This window comes from Streptomyces sp. MBT53, assembly GCF_016654115.1.
Classification (GTDB): domain Bacteria; phylum Actinomycetota; class Actinomycetes; order Streptomycetales; family Streptomycetaceae; genus Streptomyces.
Map to the genome: position 1 here is coordinate 59,149 of NZ_JAEQAZ010000019.1, position 15,728 is coordinate 74,876.

Below are 15,728 nucleotides of genomic sequence, written 5' to 3' on the forward strand. Positions count from 1 at the left end.
GTCGAGTTGGGAGCGCTCTCACCGTCCGCTTCGCCCGCGGCTATCCTGATCCGCAGCATCGAGGAGGGGTCCAGAAGTGACCGAGACAGCACCGCGCCCCACGCTGGAGGCCGTGGCCGCGCGGGCGGGGGTGTCGCGGGCCACCGTCTCCCGCGTGGTCAACGGCGGGGACGGGGTGCGGGAATCGCTCGTCGAACGGGTCCGGCAGGCCGTGGACGAACTCGGCTACGTCCCCAACCAGGCGGCCCGCTCCCTGGTGACCAGGCGCCACGACGCCATCGCCGTGGTGATCGCCGAACCGGAGACCCGGGTCTTCGCCGACCCCTTCTTCGCCATGCAACTCCGCGGCATCAGCAAGGAGTTGACCGCCCACGACTCCCAACTCGTCCTGCTCCTCACGGAAGGCCGCGCCGACCATGCCCGCGTCGGCCGCTATCTCGCCGGCGGACATGTGGACGGCGCGCTCGTCTTCTCCCTCCACCTCGACGACCCGCTGCCCGGACTGATCCAACGGGCCGGTGTCCCCACGGTGTTCGGCGGCCGGCCCTCCTGGAGCGAGGGAACCCGCGCGACCGGACCCACCGTCTACGTCGACTGCGACAACCGGGGCGGTGCCCGCGAGGCCGTACGCCATCTCGTCGGGCTGGGCCGCACCCGGATCGCGCACATCACCGGCGCCCTCGACCAGACGTCCGCGGTGGACCGGCTCGACGGGTTCCGGGATGTGATGGTCGACGTCGATCCCCGGCTGATCGTCGAGAGCGACTTCACCCCGGGCGGCGGCGAGCGCGCCATGCGGGAACTCCTCGACCGCTGCCCGGACGTGGACGCCGTGTTCGCCGCCAACGACCTCACCGCCTACGGCGCCATGAAGGTGCTGCGCGAGGAGGGGCTGCGGGTGCCCGAGGACGTGGCCGTCATCGGCTTCGACGACATGCTGCCGGTCGCCGAACAGACCGAGCCGCCGCTCACGACGGTCCGCCAGGACATAGAGGAGATGGGCCGGTTGATGGCACGCCTGCTGCTGCGCGGCCTCGACCGCCGGGCCACCAGCGAGGGCGTCGGAGGCGCGCCGTCCAGCGTGATCCTGCCGACCACACTGGTCCACCGCGCCTCCGCGTAGGCCTGCGCCCCCGGGGTCGCTCCGTCAGCTCTGCGGCGGCTCGCTCCTGATGACGGCGAAGCGGGCGCCGTGCGGGTCGGTGAGCTGGGCCATGCGGCCGACGCCCTCCATGGTGGCGGCGGGCACGGTGACCTTGCCGCCGCTCTCCAGCGCCTTGGCCACGGTGGCGTCCACGTCGGCGACCTCGAAGTAGGCCAGCCAGTACGCCCCCGAGGCCGCCCCCGTGGCGTCGAAGTCGAGCGGGACGACACCGCCGAACATCGCGTCCTCACCGGCGCCCGCCGGGTTGAGACAGGTGTAGTCACCGCCCGGCATGGGAGCGGCCGAGGTCTCCAGACCGAACGAGGCGTGGTAGAACGCCGCAGCCGCCGCGACGTCCGGCGTGTACAACTCCACCCAGGTCAGCGAACCGACGTCGCCCGCCACGTCGACACCCTTGGTCCGGCCCGGCTGCCAGACGCCGAACGCGGCGCCCGCCGGGTCCCTGAGGATCGCCATGTGCCCCTCGCCCATCACGTCCATCGGCTGGAACAGGACCGCGCCGTGCGCCTGCTCCACCGCCTTGGCCGTGGCCTCCGCGTCCGGGCTCTGGAAGTACACCGTCCAGGCGGACGAGTCGTGCTCCGGCGGCAGTGGCATACCGCCGGCGACCGTCCTGCCGTCCAGTTGGAAGAAGCCGTAGCCGCCGGCCTCGGGTCCCGCGGACTGGAACTCCCAGCCGAAGAGACCGCCGTAGAAGGAGATGGCGCTGTCGATGTCGGGCGAGCCGACGTCCAGCCAGTTGGGAGCGCCGTTGACGAAATGGGTGGTGAGCATCTTTGCCCTCCTCATTGAAGGGTCCCGTGGTGAGGGGGTCCGTTCTCTGCACTGCCGAGTCTTGCACCGCCCACTGACAATCGCTGCCGGAGTGCCGGTTCGACTTGGGGACACGACAGTCATCACCCTCGGTGACCGCCGAAGTTCTCCGTGTTTTCATCGGGTTCCGCGCGCCGCCGTGCGCCGGTGCGGGCGCGGTGCCACCATCGGGGTGGCCGGAGGCCCCCGAGCGCGGCGTTGATCCCGCGTTGATCGAACGTTTTTCACCGCACGGCACGCTCCTGCTCATGCACATCGACACGATCACCTCGCCCGACCTGGACTGGCAGCAGGAGGCGTTGTGCGCGCAGACCGGGGCGGACTTCTTCTTCCCCGAGCCCGGCAGCTCCGTACGAGAAGCCAAGCGCATCTGCGGCATGTGCCCGATCCGCTCCGTCTGTCTGGAGTACGCCCTCGACAACGACGAGCGCTTCGGAGTGTGGGGCGGCCTCTCGGAGAAGGAACGCCTGGAACTCCGACGCGCCTCGCACTGACCGCGACCGGCGCGTTTATCGATGCGTCCCGCGCGCGGGAGTGCGGTTAGGATCCGGGGGCGCACCCGGGCGTAGCGCAGAGGCAGGCGCACGTCGTGCTCTGACGAATCACATCGGTTCGAATCCGATCCCCGGGCTGCGTTCGGGGGCCCTGTAGAGCAGAGGCAGACTCGCCGCCTTCTCATGGCGGTCACGCCGGTTCGAATCCGGCCGGGGCCCATTTCTGAGCACGGCCGGGGCGGGAATCGATGAGTGACGAGGGCGGGATCACCGAGGCGGAACTCGCGGCCTTCCACCACGCGGTGGGCAGGCTGCGGGAGTTGCCCGCCGACGATCCGGTGCGTCTGCACGCGGAACAGGTCGCCGCGTCCTTCGCCCGGGACGGACGGCTGCGGCGCCGCAAGGCGCGCGGCGCCGACGTGTCCGCGGCTGACGCGGCGGTGATGGCCGCGACGGCTACGGGGGCGGTGGACCGGCGCGAGGACGCTCCGCTGGGCCCGACGGACGAGCCTGCCCAGGTGGACGCCCGGGGTGTGTACCGCAAGCCGCGTGGTTGTTATGTCTGCAAGTCGCCCTATCGACAGGTGGATTCCTTCTACCACCGGCTGTGCCCCGAGTGCGCCGCCGACAACACCGCCCGCCGTGCGCTGAGTACGGATCTGAGCGGGCGCCGGGTGCTGCTCACCGGCGGGCGGGTGAAGATCGGTTTCCAACTGGCCCTGATGATGCTGCGGGACGGCGCGGAGGTGCAGGTCACCTCGCGGTTCCCGCACGACACCGTGCGCCGATTCCGCGCGGAGCCCGGCAGCGAGAAATGGCTGGACCGGCTGTCGGTGCTCGCCGTGGACCTCCGCGACCCGCGCCAAGTCCTCGGCCTGTGCGAGGAGTTGCGGCAGACCGGCGAACCGCTCGACATCCTCGTCAACAACGCCGCGCAGACGGTACGGCGCCCCCCGCAGTCGTACGCCCTGCTGGCCGCCGGCGAGCGCGACGCACTGCCCGAACGGGTCCGCCAGGCACCGGGGTTCACACCCATGCGGATGCTCGCGGGCGGGGCCTCGGCGCTGCCCGTCGTCCTGCGCGAGGCCGACGAGGCCGGGCTGCTGCCCGACCCGTCCCCGGAGAACTCCTGGTCGGCGCGGCTCGGCGCCCTCGATCCGGCCGAGGTCCTGGAGACCCAGCTGGTCAACGCGCTGGCCCCCGCCCTGCTGTGCGACCGGCTGCTGCCGCTGCTGCTCGCCTCGCCGCGCCCACGCCGGTACGTCGTCAACGTGACCGCCGTCGAGGGCCGGTTCGCCGTGCGCAACAAGACGGCCGGGCACCCGCACACCAACATGGCCAAGGCCGCGCTCAACATGCTCACCCGCACCAGCGCCGCCGAACTCGCCGAACACGGCGTCCACATGTGTGCCGTCGACACGGGCTGGATCACCGACGAGAACCCCGCCCCCAAGAAGAGCCGTATGGCCGGGGCCGGCTTCCGCACCCCGCTGGACATCGTGGACGGCGCGGCCCGCGTCTACGACCCGATCGTGCGCGGCGAGTCGGGGGACCCGGTGTCCGGGGTGTTCCTCAAGGACTATCGGGAGGCGGCGTGGTGAGCGGGGACCCGGAGGACACGGGTGAGGTCGGCTTCGCCGGTGTGGTGTACGTCCCGCCGCGTCCGGTCGCCGAACTCGGGCCGCTGCTGGACTGGTTGCGGGCGGGGCGGCCGGCCGGGGAGCGGCTGGACTTCGCCGTCGGGACGGCGCTGCCGGACGGGCGTCTGGACCTGTGCAAGCAGGGTCTGGGGGCGGAGGGCGCCGCGCGCGTCGCCGAGGCACTGGCCCAAGGCCCTTCGCCCGTACGGCACTTGCTGCTCGGTACGGACGGGCTCGGTGACGAGGGTGCCGAGGCCGTGGCCGGCGGGAGCGGTGAGGTCGAGACGCTTTACCTCGGCTGCAACGGGATCACGGCCGGCGGTGCCTGCCGGATCGCCGACCAGTTGCGTGCCTCGCCGCAGGTCGTGACCGGTGTGTGGCTCAAGCGCAATCCGCTGGGCAGCGGCGGTGGGCGGGCGGCGGCCGAACTCATCGAGTCCGCGCGGTCGTTGCGCACGCTCGACCTCGTACAGACCGGGCTCGACCCGGCCGGCGTGACCGTCCTCGCCGACGCGCTGCTGGCCGCCGCCGGCAACGGGCGCCGTATCGAGCGGCTCTTCGTCGGCGGCAACCCGCTCGGCGCGGAGGGCGCTGTGCCCCTCGCCGCTGTCATCGCGGCGGGCGCGATCGACGAACTCTACGTGTCCGCCGCCCAGTTGGGTGACGCGGGCGCCCTCCGGCTGGCCGAGGCTCTGGAACGGGCGCCGTACGGACGGCTCGCGCGGCTGTCCGTCGCCAGCAACGGCATCGGTCCCCAGGCCGCGGCACGACTGGTGACGGCGGCCACCGCGGCCGGAGTCGGTCTGCTGGACCTCGGCCGGGTCCGGGCGGCGGGTGTACTGGGCGCCGCCGACAACCACGTCGATCTGTCCGCCGCCGAGACCATCGCCCACACTCTCGTGGCCGCCGAGCACCGCCTCACCCACCTCGTCCTGTCCCATACCGGGATGCGCAGCCGCGAGGCCCATCGCCTCCTCGACACGGCACCCCGCGCGCTCACCCCCACCCGTTTCGTCCTCGGCCAGGGCATCGCCGCCAGCATCAAGCGCCGCCTGGAGAGCCTCACCGCCCACGTCCCGCCACCGGCGCTCGCGCCCGACGTGGCCGCCGTACGCAGCGTGCACCGCACGGCGCGCCCCGGGGAGGCCGAGCACGGCGTCAGCGACGGGCCATCCCGGTGAATATGTCGGTCCAGAACCGCTGTTGCTGTGCCGAGGCCCCCACCAGATAGGTGGCCCGGAGCTTCGCCGGCAGCAGGGCCACCATGCGGGCCACCACCGCGCGGTGCTTCTTCAGCTGGGACAGCTCGGCGTTGGCGAGGATCTGGTGGACCACGTCGCTGTCGTCGCCGCCCTCGTCGGTGTGGTCGGCGGCGCGGCGCAGCCGGGCCTCCCAGCTGTCCGCGTCCCGGGCAAGCTCGCGCAGGCCGGTGACCGGGCGGCCCTTGAAGCGGTCGATCAGGGCGGTGAGCGGTACGGGCGCGTACTCGCCGTCGCCGAGATAGACCGTCGCCATCTCCAGCGGCAGCCCCTTCCGGTGCAGCTTGATGAGCCGCTCCAGGGTGCGCTTGGTGATCCAGGCGCGGCCGTCGTCGTCGATGTCGTGCTTCCACCACTCCAGGACCGTCTCGGCGTCCGCGCCGTACCGCGCGAGCAGCCACTCGTTGGCCGGGATGTCGTCCGGCTCCACCGTCAGCGAGGCCGTGAACCGCGTGGCCTGGGCGATGTTGTTCCGGGACACCAGCAACTTGCGGCCGAGGTGGTACGGCGGGTTCTGGACGGCGATCTGCGCCCGCAGGTTCTCGATGTGGCGGCCCGCGAGGGACCACTCCTGGGTGATCTCCATGAGCTTGGCGAACGCGGCCTTGTCCTTGGGGCGGTTGTACTCGTCCCACACGATCGCCTTGGGGTCCGGCCCGGTGAAGTTCGCGGCCAGCAGGTTGTCCAGGGTGCCGTCCGGCGACGGGATCGGCGCGCACAGATCCTCGACGTTCGTCACCGGCAGCGAGAAGTACAGCGGCTCCCGGCCCAGGCCCGCGCGGACCGTCTCCCGGACCAGCTCCGTCTTGCCGCAGCCGGGCGGGCCCTGCAGCAGCACCGTCCAGCGGTTGCGCAGCGCGGCCCGCACCACCTGCCGTACCGGGTCGGGGATCGTGGCCGGGTTGGGCACGCCGAGGGCCCCGGCGAGGCGGTCCAGGATCTCCGCCGTGCGGTTCTGCCCGGGTCTGCCGTCGGGGCCCGGCTCGGCAAGACGCAGCCGCTCGCCGTCGATCAGGGGCAGGCCCCAGCGGAGCGGGAAGCCCTCCTTCGCGTTGGCCAGGATGTGGTCCAGCGTGCGCGGGGACAGCAGTTCGCGCAGCGCGGGGGAGAGCGACGCCCACACGGCGAACACCGGATTCAGGTCCCAGGGGCGGTACTTGGCGGCGAGATGCCGACGCCAGGACGTGTCGTTCGCCGTGATCCGCATCGTGACCATGCGGTCGAGCAGCGCGAGGTCGCCGCGCCGGGCCGAGGTCTCCGACAGCGACTCGTTGTCCGTGAGGAAGACACCGACACAGCCCAGTGCCCGCAGATCGTGCTCGCCGAGCGTCCAGTTGCAGGCGATCTGCATCAGCTGCGACTGGATCGTGTCGCCCGCCTGCAGCGAGTCGTCGATGAGCAGCACGAACGGCGTGCCCGGCTTCAACTGGCTCATCACCAGCTGCCGCAGCACCAGTTCACCGGAGTGCGGGTCCCGGACCGGTGCGTTGATCAGCAGGTCGTCCGGCGTCAGATTGGCCGCCGGGACGTACACCAGCGCGGTGCCCGGGTGGGCGCGCCCGATGTGGGAGAAGAACGTCGCCGTCTTGCCGATGCCGTGCTCGCCGAAGATCTGCCCGGTCTGCCCCAGGTCGATCATCGCGTCGATGAAGGACTCCAGGCGGGACACCTCGCGCGCGCCGCGCCCGGTCGCCGGGGTCGTCAACTGCCCTGTCTCCGTGCTCATCTACCGCGATCCTGTCGTGACGCGATGGCAGTCCATCGCGGGGGTGTGCGTCTCGGGCCACTCGCTGCCGCCCTCGGTGATCAGCCAGATCCACTTGTCCGGCTCGGCGGGTGCGATCGGCGGGGCGTACCCGTCGGTGAGCATCACGACCGCGTCCGGGGTGACGTCGAACCGGCGGCCGTTCACCTCCGTGCGCCCCTCCACGTAGTCCGCGACCACCTGGAAGCTCGTGCCGCCACCGCCGTAGACCCGCTCGCCGGGTTTGAACGGCATGACCACGGCGTCGAAGGACAGCCAGTGGGCCTCGACTCCGTCGATGCGGCCGACGAGTTCGGTGAGCCAGGTGATCACGTGCTGGGGCATCGAGCCCGAGGTGTCGTAGGCGATGACCAGGATCTTGTCGCGGACCGGGCCGCGCCGGGAGAGCATCGGGTCCTGGCCCAGGGCCGCGAGCAGGGCGCCGCGCTTCTTCGGGTACACCAGCCGCTCGCCGTCGCGCAGCTTCGAGCCGAGGACGTCGACCAGCCAGCGTTGCCACCAGTGGACCGCACGCGTGCGTGCCGTCTCGCCGCGCAGGACGCCCGCGCCGAGGTTCCCCCAGATCCGGGCAGCCCGCGCGGAACCCTCCTCCGTACGACCCATCAGGTCGAGCAACTCCCGCTCCGCGCCCGCGTGTCCGCGCCGGGCCGCCAGCAGGGAGTTCAGCAGCGCCGACGAGGTCACCGCGTCCACCGTCTCCTGGTCGGCCGGCACCCAGCCGTCCAGCAGGTGCGCGCACAGGTGACGGTCCGGGACCGGAGGATGCGCCATGCGCTTCAGCTCGCCGTAGACCTTCATGTCGGTCGCGACGAACTCCCCGTAGGGGACGGGCTCCAGGCCGTGCGCGGTGAGGTCCTCCTGGTAGAGGGCGTGGATCCGCCGTGGGTCGATGCCCGTCGGGCGGCCGTCCAGCAGGGGCAGTCCGGTGCGGCCGAGCCGGACCAGCGCGACATGGTTGATGGAGACCTCGGCGGCCAGCTCGAACACCGGGTCCTCGCGCAGCTCGGGGTCGGCGAACAGATGCCGCTGCACCAGGTGCCGGGCCTCGTGGAACAGCACGAACTTCACGCCGTCCAGGCCGAGTCGGACGAAGAAGTCCGGGTTGAAGAGCAGCAGGCAGGAGCCGTCGCCGGAGGCGACCACGGCCGCCGTGTCCACCGCCGTGGTCGGGATCTGGTGATGGCACTTCGCGTACAGCCAGGACGCCACCGCCGACTCGGTCAGCCCGAAGTCCAGCAGCGCGGCCTCCTTCAGCCGCCGCGCCTCCGCGACCTTCGCCGGGTCCGCCGGCCGGTACCGCTCCAGCGCCCTGCGGTCGGCCAGATCGACCACAGGGGTACGCCGACCCCGCTCCCCGTACGCCATCCCACGCCCCCCGCGCCGCAGTTCCCCCGATGGCTCATTGGTACCAGGCCCCACTGACATCGAGCCAAGGCATTACGCTCTGGCCCCAAGGGCGGGGTCGTAGCGCAGAGGCAGACGCACCGGTCTCCAGAACTGGGGCACGCTGGTTCGAATCCAGCCGCCCCGCCCCCCTCGCGGCCCGGCTCAGGCGATCGCGCCCGCCGTCACCACCAGCTCCGCCGCGTTCCCGTGGAATGTGTCGATCAGCTGCGCCAGCACCGCCCAGGCGTCCTCGTGGTCGGCCAAGTGCTCGCGCACCAGCGGCCGTAGCGCGTCCTCGGCCTCGCCCACGCGCGCGGGGAACACCAGACGACCCGTGGACAGCACGTCCAGTACGTGCGACGCGGGTCCCCAGGAGGTCGCGTAGTCGGCCGGGCCGTCCAGCACGCCCGCCTGCTCGACGCGGTGGGTGAACCTGCGGTGCGTGCCGAACTGCGCGCGGAGCGCGGGTGGGCAGTCCGGCCGCACGGACAGTGCCCAGCGCGCGAATCCGGGCAGGGGGCGGTCGTGGTCCGCCTCCGTGACCGCCTGCCAGTCGGAGCGTTCCAGGACCATCGAGGCGGCCGTCCGCGCGGCACGCATGGAGGTGCCCTCGCGCAGGGCGCCGAGCAGTCCGAAGCGGGTGTAGCTCTCGGGGATCGGAGGTTCGTCCTCCCGGCTCAGGTTCGCGGCGACGGGCAGCGGGTCCGTGCGGGCGGTGCCGAAGGGCACACCGCGCACGATGGCCCGGCGCATCGCGTTGTCGGCCGAGATGTGCCGCCAGACCCAGACGTTCAGGTCCGGGTCGTCCTCCTGAAGTACCCACAGCAGCACGGAGACCGGCACCGCTTTCCTCGTCCAGGACCACAACAGGGCGTTGTGTCCCGCCGTGCGAGTGGTGGCCGTCTCCGCCGGCTCGGGCAGGCCGGTCCGGCGTCGTATCCGGTCCGCGTCCTCGTGGTCGATCAGGCCCAGCAGAAAGCCGACCGCCACCCCTGACGTGCTGTTGTCACGCATGGCGGCATGATGCCGCAGCCGGGCCGGATCCCGCACCGGCGATTCGTTCGATCGCCGGGCGGTCGTGGGCCGGTCAGGCGCTCGCGCGGGCCGCCATGCGGGCCTTGCGCATCGCCAGCTTCTCGTCGAACTTGGACGCCTCGGAGTCGAGGCCGCCCATGTAGAGGCCGATCTCCTCCTGCGCCTGCTGTCCCTCGGGGCCGAGACCGTCGATGTCCATGACCTTCAGGAAGCGCAGCACGGGCTGGATCACGTCGTCGTGGTGGATGCGCAGGTTGTAGACCTCGCCGATGGCCATCTGGGCGGCGAACCGCTCGAAGCCGGGCATGCCGTGACCGGGCATCCGGAAGTTGACGAGGACGTCGCGCACGGCCTGCATGGTGAGGTCGGGCGCGAGCTCGAACGCGGCCTTCAGGAGGTTGCGGTAGAAGACCATGTGGAGGTTCTCGTCGGTCGCGATACGGGCCAGCATGCGGTCGCAGACCGGGTCGCCCGACTGGTGGCCGGTGTTGCGGTGCGAGACGCGCGTGGCCAGCTCCTGGAAGGCGACGTACGCCACGGAGTGCAGCATCGAGTGCCGGTTGTCCGACTCGAAGCCCTCGCTCATGTGCTGCATGCGGAACGCTTCGAGCTTGTCCGGGTCGACCGCGCGGGAGGCCAGCAGGTAGTCCCGCATGACGATGCCGTGCCGGCCCTCCTCCGCCGTCCAGCGGTGCACCCAGGTGCCCCAGGCGCCGTCGCGGCCGAACAGGGAGGCGATCTCGTGGTGGTAGCTGGGGAGGTTGTCCTCGGTGAGGAGGTTCACCACGAGGGCGATACGGCCGATCTCGGTGACCTTGGACTGCTCCTTGTCCCAGGCCTCGCCGTCCTCGAAGAAGCCGGGGAAGTTGCGGGCGTCGCTCCAGGGCACGTACTCGTGCGGCATCCAGTCCTTGGTGACCTTGAGGTGCCGGTTGAGTTCCGTCTCGACGACTTCTTCCAACGCGTACAGCAGCTTGGCGTCGGTCCAGACTGCGGGGCTGCCGAGGTGCGGGGAAGTGATCGTCACGGGGACTCCAGGGGGACGTGGTGCAAATCTGAACAAACCGGCGAGCGGTGCCGGGATCTGTGCAACTTACGGAATCGTAGGCTACGAAACCGTAGGTTACGAGACCGTAGGTTAAGGTCGCTGTAAAGATCGCTGTTCAGGCCGCGTTGCCGGGGAATCCCGCACCGTGCCAGGACCGCAGGTCCCGACGCCGAACGGGTGGTCCGGTCACCCGGTCAGGCGTACAGATCCCGGAGCCTCACCGAGAGGCACGTCACACAGCCTTCAAGTTTCTCGAACTCGCTGATGTCCACCACGACCGGCTCCAGACCGAGGTCGGCGAGCAGATCGGCCGTCTTGGGCGCGCTCGCCGCCATCAGCAGCTTGTCGCCGCCGAGCTGCACCACATGGGCGCCGGCCTCCTCGGGCACCGACAGGAAGCGCGGGAAGAGCGCGGGCCGGTCCACCTTGGGGATGTGCCCGACCACCGTCCCGTCGGGCAGCGCGGTGACCGCCGACTTCAGATGCAGCACCTTGCTCACAGGGACGGCCACCACACGCGCCCCGAGCGGCTCGAACACGGCCCGCAACTGCTGCACCCCGGCCGCGTTCGTCCGCCCGCCCCGGCCGACGTAGATCGTGTCGTCGATCTTGAGGACGTCGCCGCCCTCCAGGGTGCCCGGTTCCCAGACCCAGTTCACCGAGCAGCCGAGCCGGGCCACCGCCTCCTCGACCCCGCCGGTCTCCTCGCGCCGGGTCTCGGCGCCGGGCCGGGTGATCAGCGCCACGTTCTTGTACATGACGACCGTGTCCTCGACGAACACGGAGTCGGGGAAGTCGTCGGCGGGCTCGACCTCGATCGTCTCCCAGCCGTGCGTCCGCAGCGCCTGGACGTACGCCTCCCACTGCTCGACGGCTTGCTCGACGTCGACCTTCTCCCGCTCGATGTGCGTGACCAGCCCTTCGGCCAGGCGCGGGCTGGGGCGGCGGACGAGGGCCTTGTGGCTGGGCACGAGCGGGACTCCGTATCGGCGGGATCGTTTCGGCGCCGACAACGCGGCACCGGTTGGCCATCATGCGTCACCCGTCCGTGCCGACAAAACCCCTGCCGTGAGGCTGTGGCCCTCCTGAGACGCGGCGCCCCGTCCTACACCAGGTGCTCCACCTCCTCCGGAGTGATCGTCTTCAGCTCCCCGTCCAGCAGCAGCCAGCGGGTGACGCCGATGGACTCCAGGAACGGCAGATCGTGACTGGCCACGATCAACGCGCCCTCGTAGGACTCCAGCGCCGTGGTGAGCTGCCGCACACTCGCCATGTCGAGGTTGTTCGTCGGCTCGTCCAGCATCAGCAGCTGCGGGGCGGGCTCCGCCAGCATCAGCGCGGCCAGCGCCGCCCGGAAGCGTTCGCCGCCGGACAGCGTCGCCGCCTGCTGGTCGGCGCGGGCGCCCCGGAACAGGAAGCGGGCGAGCCGGGCCCGGACCCGGTTGTTCGTGGCGGCCGGCGCGAACCGGGCCACGTTCTCTGCCACGGTCAGCTCGTCGTCGAGAACGTCGAGCCGCTGCGGCAGGAACCGCAGCGGGACATGCGCCGTCGCCTCGCCCGACACCGGCGCCAGCTCCCCGGCGATCGTGCGCAGCAGCGTCGTCTTGCCCGCGCCGTTGCGCCCGATCAGCGCGATCCGCTCAGGACCGCGCAGATCGAGCCCGCCGGCCACCCGCGCGCCGTGGGCGAGTTCGAGGTCCAGAAGGGTCAGGACCGTACGACCCGGCGGTACGGCCGTGTACGGCAGGTCGACGCGGATCTCGTCGTCGTCCCGTACGGCCTCCACCGCCTCGTCGAGCCGCTCCTTCGCCTCGGTGAGCCGCTCCTCGTGCATGATGCGGTGCTTGCCCGCGGACTCCTGCGCCGACCGCCTGCGCGCCTGCATGATGATCTTCGGCTCGCGCTTCTGGTCGTACATCTTCTGCCCGTACCGCTTGCGGTGGGCCAACTTGACCTGGGCGTCGACCAGTTCACGTTTCTGTCTGCGGAAGTCGGACTCGGCGACGCGCACCATCCGTTCGGCCGCCTCCTGTTCGGTGGCGAGGGCCTCCTCGTAGGCGGAGAAGTTGCCGCCGTACCAGGTGATCCCGCCGGAGCGCAGATCGGCGATCTGGTCGACGAGGTCGAGGAGTTCGCGGTCGTGGCTGACCACGATCATCACTCCCGGCCAGGACGCGACGGCCGTGTACAGCCGTCGGCGCGCGTACAGGTCGAGGTTGTTGGTCGGTTCGTCGAGGAGCAGGACGTCCGGCCGGCCGAGCAGCAGCGCGGCCAGTCGCAGCAGGACCGACTCGCCGCCGGACACCTCGCCGATGGTGCGGTCCAAGTCGATGTGTCCCAGGCCGAGTTCGCCGAGTGCGGCGAGGGCCCGTTCTTCCACGTCCCAGTCGTCGCCGAGCGTCTCGAAGTGCTCCTCGGACGCGTCACCGGCCTCGATGGCGTGCAGGGCGGCCCGGCGCGCGGCGATGCCGAGGGTCTCGTCGACGCGCAGGGAGGTGTCGAGCGTGACGTTCTGCGGGAGGTATCCGACCTCGCCCGCGACCCGCACCAGGCCGTCGACCGGGGCGAGTTCGCCCGCGATCAGCTTCAACAGGGTTGATTTCCCTGATCCGTTGACGCCGACGAGCCCGGTTCGGCCGGGGCCGAAGGCGACGTCGAGGTCTTCGAGGACGGGGGTGCCGTCGGACCAGGCGAAGGAGAGGGACGTACAGGTGACGGAAGAACTCATGCGGGCCTCGCGGGTGCTCGATGCGGTCGGGGCAGACGCGTTGCGAGACACCGCGGGGCGGGAGACTGGTCCCGGAGGGCAGAGAGAAGGCCCTGTTCCGGAGGACGGCTCGGACGCCGAGGTCGAACACGACGGACACACCCCAGGGGTGTGTGACGCGGTGTCTCAGAACCTCAGACGAGCAACGTCCTTCTCCAATCGACGGCAACAGGACCGGGAGAAACGCTACGGAGGGCCTCTGTCGCCTGTCAACGCAATTAAAAGGGCGCCTCCCGGCCGACACATCGATGTCGGATTCCTGCCAGCCGACGGGCGCCCGCAGCTGCTTGAGTGGGCCGTATGACGAACCAGAACACTCTCCGTGACCGGGCGCTGGCCTTCCGCGCGCTGCACGTGCCGGGGCGTCCGCTCGTCCTGCCGAACGCCTGGGACGCCGCGAGCGCCCGCATCGTGGAGGACGTGGGCGCGTCGGCCGTGGCGACCACCAGCGCGGGCCTCGCCTGGGCCCTGGGCGTCCCGGACGGCGACCGGCTGGACCGGGACCGGTCCATGGCGGCGGTCGCCCGCATCACCTCGACCGTGACCGTGCCGGTGAGCGCCGACATCGAGAGCGGCTTCGCGAAGGACCCGGCGGGCGTCGCCGACACGGTCCGCGCGGTGCTCGCCGCGGGCGCCGTCGGGGTGAACATCGAGGACGCGCTCTACGGCGGTGAGGGTGTCCTGCGCCCGGTCGCCGAGCAGGCCGAGCGCATCGCCGCCGCCCGCGAGGCCGCCGACGCGGAGGGGGTGCCGCTGTTCGTCAACGCGCGCATCGACACGTATCTGCGGGGCGCCGGGGGACTGGACGCGACCCTGGAGCGGGCCGCCGCCTTCCGGGCCGCGGGCGCGGACGGGATCTTCGTCCCCGGGGCCGTCGAGCCGGGAACGGTCAAGGAACTCGCCGACGGGATCGACGGTCCGCTCAATGTGCTGGTCGGCCCCGGCGCACCGCCGGTCGCCGAACTGGCCGCGCTGGGCGTGGCCCGGGTGAGCGCGGGCTCCAGCGTCGCCCTGGCCGCGTACGCCGTGGTGCGCCGTGCCGCGCGGGAGCTGCTGGACACGGGTACCTACGACACGGTCGTGGGAGGTCTGGGCTACGGCGAGCTGAACTCGCTGCTGAGCCGGGGGGAGTAGCTCAGCAGGCGTCCCGCATCAGCTCGGCGAGGTCGTGGTCCAGGTCGAGCTGGAGGTGTTCGAGACCGGCGGGCACCAGCTCGCCGGTGGCCCGCAGGAAGCGGCGGATCTCGGTCGAGCGGACATGCACGACCGCGGTGCCCTCGGGGGCGTGGAACTCCAGGACGGTGCGGTCGAAGCCGTACGGCCGCACGCGGACGTCGCCGTGGCCCTCGGCGCCGTGCAGACCGGCCGACAGGAGTTCCCGGGCGAAGGTCCAGCAGACCTCGACGCCCTCCAGGGTGGCCGGTGCCGGGAAGGTCATCCGGACGGCGAAGGGGTCACGCCGGTCGTAGTGCAGGGTGGCGGGAATGCTCGGCATCCGCGGTGCGGCGGCGACGAGGCGGGCCTCTACTTGCTGCTCGATTGCGATGGACAACGCCTTGCTCCCTTGTGTGACGGCGGTGCGGACTGCGACGACGGCCGGACAGGCTCCTGAAAAGACTCCGGAACGGGCCCCCGAGTGGAGGGGTCCGCACTGGAAGAGACGCCGGAACGAGCCAATCCGTGCACATGAATTTCCAGTGACCTCTGTCACCGTCGCCCATATGCCCCCAAGGTGGGCGCGGGCCATCTGGACGGCCTCCTGGGAGTGGGCTAGCTTCGCCCGCCATGAGGCGCATGGGGAACACGCGACGGGTGGGACGTACGAACCGGAGAGCGGCGGCCGGGGTGATGTGCGCGGCGGCACTGGCTCTGCTGACCGCCGTACCGGCGCAGGCACGCGAGACCGCGCACCGGGCTCCGCACTGGGAGCTCAAGGACAGCGGGGCCGCCGATGTGCGCTTCCGGGGACTGTCGGCGGTCAGTCGGAACACCGCGTGGGTGGCCGGCACCGCGGGCACCGTGCTGCGCACCACCGACGGAGGGGCGAGCTGGCGGAACGTCTCACCGCCCGGCGCGGCCGACCTCCAGTTCCGGGACGTCGAGGCGTTCGACGCGCACCGCGCGGTGGTGCTGGCGATCGGCGAGGGCGAGGCGTCCCGCGTCTACCGCACCGACGACGGCGGGACGACCTGGACGGAGTCCTTCCGCAACACCGACGCGAACGCCTTCTACGACTGCATGACGTTCTTCGACAGCCGCCACGGCCTCGCGATGAGCGACCCGGTCGACGGAAAGTTCCGCATCCTGTCGACCGGCGACGGCGGCCGCTCCTGGAAGGTGCTGCCCAGCACCGGGA

General features: G+C 71.4%; 14 protein-coding genes and 3 tRNA genes. 9 read left to right on the forward strand and 8 right to left on the reverse strand.

Features of this window, described 5'->3' with window-relative positions; translation table 11 throughout:
* The first annotated feature begins 76 nt into the window (after window positions 1-76).
* On the forward strand, window positions 77-1,123 hold the full coding sequence (locus JHN45_RS10190; protein ID WP_201048766.1) for a LacI family DNA-binding transcriptional regulator: 1,047 nt from the start codon (window positions 77-79) through the stop codon (window positions 1,121-1,123).
* Window positions 1,124-1,147: 24 nt separating this feature from the next.
* Here the strand turns inward: JHN45_RS10190 and JHN45_RS10195 are convergent, their stop codons facing one another.
* Window positions 1,148-1,939: a VOC family protein gene (locus JHN45_RS10195; protein WP_201048767.1), complete on the reverse strand. Its 792-nt coding sequence runs from the start codon at window positions 1,937-1,939 to the stop codon at window positions 1,148-1,150.
* Window positions 1,940-2,226: 287 nt separating this feature from the next.
* Between JHN45_RS10195 and JHN45_RS10200 the strand changes: the two genes are divergently transcribed.
* The 5 genes from JHN45_RS10200 (at window position 2,227) to JHN45_RS10220 (ending at window position 5,293) form a co-directional block, all read left to right on the forward strand.
* The gene (locus JHN45_RS10200) at window positions 2,227-2,472 is read left to right on the forward strand and encodes a WhiB family transcriptional regulator (RefSeq protein WP_200709583.1); all 246 of its coding nucleotides are present in this window, start codon (window positions 2,227-2,229) and stop codon (window positions 2,470-2,472) included.
* Window positions 2,473-2,536: 64 nt separating this feature from the next.
* Window positions 2,537-2,609 (forward strand) — tRNA-OTHER (locus tag JHN45_RS10205).
* A 10-nt stretch (window positions 2,610-2,619) separates the two neighbouring features.
* Window positions 2,620-2,691, forward strand: a tRNA-Glu gene (locus JHN45_RS10210).
* Between the two features lie 29 nt (window positions 2,692-2,720).
* Window positions 2,721-4,073 (forward strand): SDR family NAD(P)-dependent oxidoreductase, encoded by a 1,353-nt coding sequence (locus tag JHN45_RS10215; protein ID WP_201048768.1) that lies wholly within the window; start codon window positions 2,721-2,723, stop codon window positions 4,071-4,073.
* A complete protein-coding gene (locus JHN45_RS10220) occupies window positions 4,070-5,293 on the forward strand; it encodes a ribonuclease inhibitor (protein WP_236583529.1) in 1,224 nt (407 codons plus the stop codon). Before JHN45_RS10215 ends, JHN45_RS10220 begins: the two co-directional genes overlap by 4 nt.
* Here JHN45_RS10220 and JHN45_RS10225 read toward each other — a convergent pair.
* Together JHN45_RS10225 and JHN45_RS10230 are read right to left on the reverse strand one after the other, a co-directional pair.
* A complete protein-coding gene (locus tag JHN45_RS10225; protein WP_201048770.1) occupies window positions 5,271-7,097 on the reverse strand; it encodes an AAA family ATPase in 1,827 nt (608 codons plus the stop codon). The two genes, JHN45_RS10220 and JHN45_RS10225, sit on opposite strands and share 23 nt — an antisense overlap.
* The gene (locus JHN45_RS10230; protein ID WP_201048771.1) at window positions 7,098-8,501 is read right to left on the reverse strand and encodes a hypothetical protein; all 1,404 of its coding nucleotides are present in this window, start codon (window positions 8,499-8,501) and stop codon (window positions 7,098-7,100) included.
* A 91-nt stretch (window positions 8,502-8,592) separates the two neighbouring features.
* Between JHN45_RS10230 and JHN45_RS10235 the strand changes: the two genes are divergently transcribed.
* Window positions 8,593-8,668, forward strand: a tRNA-Trp gene (locus JHN45_RS10235).
* A 16-nt stretch (window positions 8,669-8,684) separates the two neighbouring features.
* On the opposite strand, the gene JHN45_RS10240 is transcribed toward JHN45_RS10235, so the two are convergent.
* The 4 genes from JHN45_RS10240 to JHN45_RS10255 all read right to left on the reverse strand — a co-directional run bounded on the left by JHN45_RS10240 (window position 8,685) and on the right by JHN45_RS10255 (window position 13,333).
* On the reverse strand, window positions 8,685-9,536 hold the full coding sequence (locus JHN45_RS10240) for a hypothetical protein (protein ID WP_201048772.1): 852 nt from the start codon (window positions 9,534-9,536) through the stop codon (window positions 8,685-8,687).
* 73 nt (window positions 9,537-9,609) lie between these two features.
* On the reverse strand, window positions 9,610-10,584 hold the full coding sequence (locus tag JHN45_RS10245) for an acyl-ACP desaturase (protein WP_201048773.1): 975 nt from the start codon (window positions 10,582-10,584) through the stop codon (window positions 9,610-9,612).
* A 215-nt stretch (window positions 10,585-10,799) separates the two neighbouring features.
* Entirely contained in the window at window positions 10,800-11,576 is a 777-nt protein-coding gene (gene ddaH / locus JHN45_RS10250; RefSeq protein ID WP_200709590.1) for a dimethylargininase, read from the reverse strand.
* Between the two features lie 134 nt (window positions 11,577-11,710).
* The gene (locus JHN45_RS10255) at window positions 11,711-13,333 is read right to left on the reverse strand and encodes an ABC-F family ATP-binding cassette domain-containing protein (RefSeq protein WP_201048774.1); all 1,623 of its coding nucleotides are present in this window, start codon (window positions 13,331-13,333) and stop codon (window positions 11,711-11,713) included.
* 339 nt (window positions 13,334-13,672) lie between these two features.
* On the opposite strand from JHN45_RS10255, the gene JHN45_RS10260 reads away from it, so the two are divergent.
* Window positions 13,673-14,506 (forward strand): isocitrate lyase/phosphoenolpyruvate mutase family protein, encoded by an 834-nt coding sequence (locus tag JHN45_RS10260; protein ID WP_200709592.1) that lies wholly within the window; start codon window positions 13,673-13,675, stop codon window positions 14,504-14,506.
* A gap of 1 nt (window position 14,507) precedes the next feature.
* Here JHN45_RS10260 and JHN45_RS10265 read toward each other — a convergent pair whose 3' ends face one another.
* Window positions 14,508-14,924: an SsgA family sporulation/cell division regulator gene (locus tag JHN45_RS10265; protein ID WP_200709593.1), complete on the reverse strand. Its 417-nt coding sequence runs from the start codon at window positions 14,922-14,924 to the stop codon at window positions 14,508-14,510.
* A gap of 242 nt (window positions 14,925-15,166) precedes the next feature.
* On the opposite strand from JHN45_RS10265, the gene JHN45_RS10270 reads away from it, so the two are divergent.
* The coding region (locus tag JHN45_RS10270; RefSeq protein ID WP_374195602.1) for a WD40/YVTN/BNR-like repeat-containing protein at window positions 15,167-15,728 on the forward strand (562 nt) is incomplete at its 3' end.

Excerpts from the sequence above, each read along its gene's own strand:
- JHN45_RS10195 (WP_201048767.1), bottom strand. The coding sequence starts at position 1,939 with ATGCTCACCACCCATTTCGTCAACGGCGCTCCCAACTGGCTGGACGTC.
- JHN45_RS10200 (WP_200709583.1), top strand. The coding sequence starts at position 2,227 with ATGCACATCGACACGATCACCTCGCCCGACCTGGACTGGCAGCAGGAG.
- JHN45_RS10215 (WP_201048768.1), top strand. The coding sequence starts at position 2,721 with ATGAGTGACGAGGGCGGGATCACCGAGGCGGAACTCGCGGCCTTCCAC.
- JHN45_RS10225 (WP_201048770.1), bottom strand. The coding sequence starts at position 7,097 with ATGAGCACGGAGACAGGGCAGTTGACGACCCCGGCGACCGGGCGCGGC.
- JHN45_RS10230 (WP_201048771.1), bottom strand. The coding sequence starts at position 8,501 with ATGGCGTACGGGGAGCGGGGTCGGCGTACCCCTGTGGTCGATCTGGCC.
- JHN45_RS10240 (WP_201048772.1), bottom strand. The coding sequence starts at position 9,536 with ATGCGTGACAACAGCACGTCAGGGGTGGCGGTCGGCTTTCTGCTGGGC.
- JHN45_RS10255 (WP_201048774.1), bottom strand. The coding sequence starts at position 13,333 with ATGAGTTCTTCCGTCACCTGTACGTCCCTCTCCTTCGCCTGGTCCGAC.
- JHN45_RS10260 (WP_200709592.1), top strand. The coding sequence starts at position 13,673 with ATGACGAACCAGAACACTCTCCGTGACCGGGCGCTGGCCTTCCGCGCG.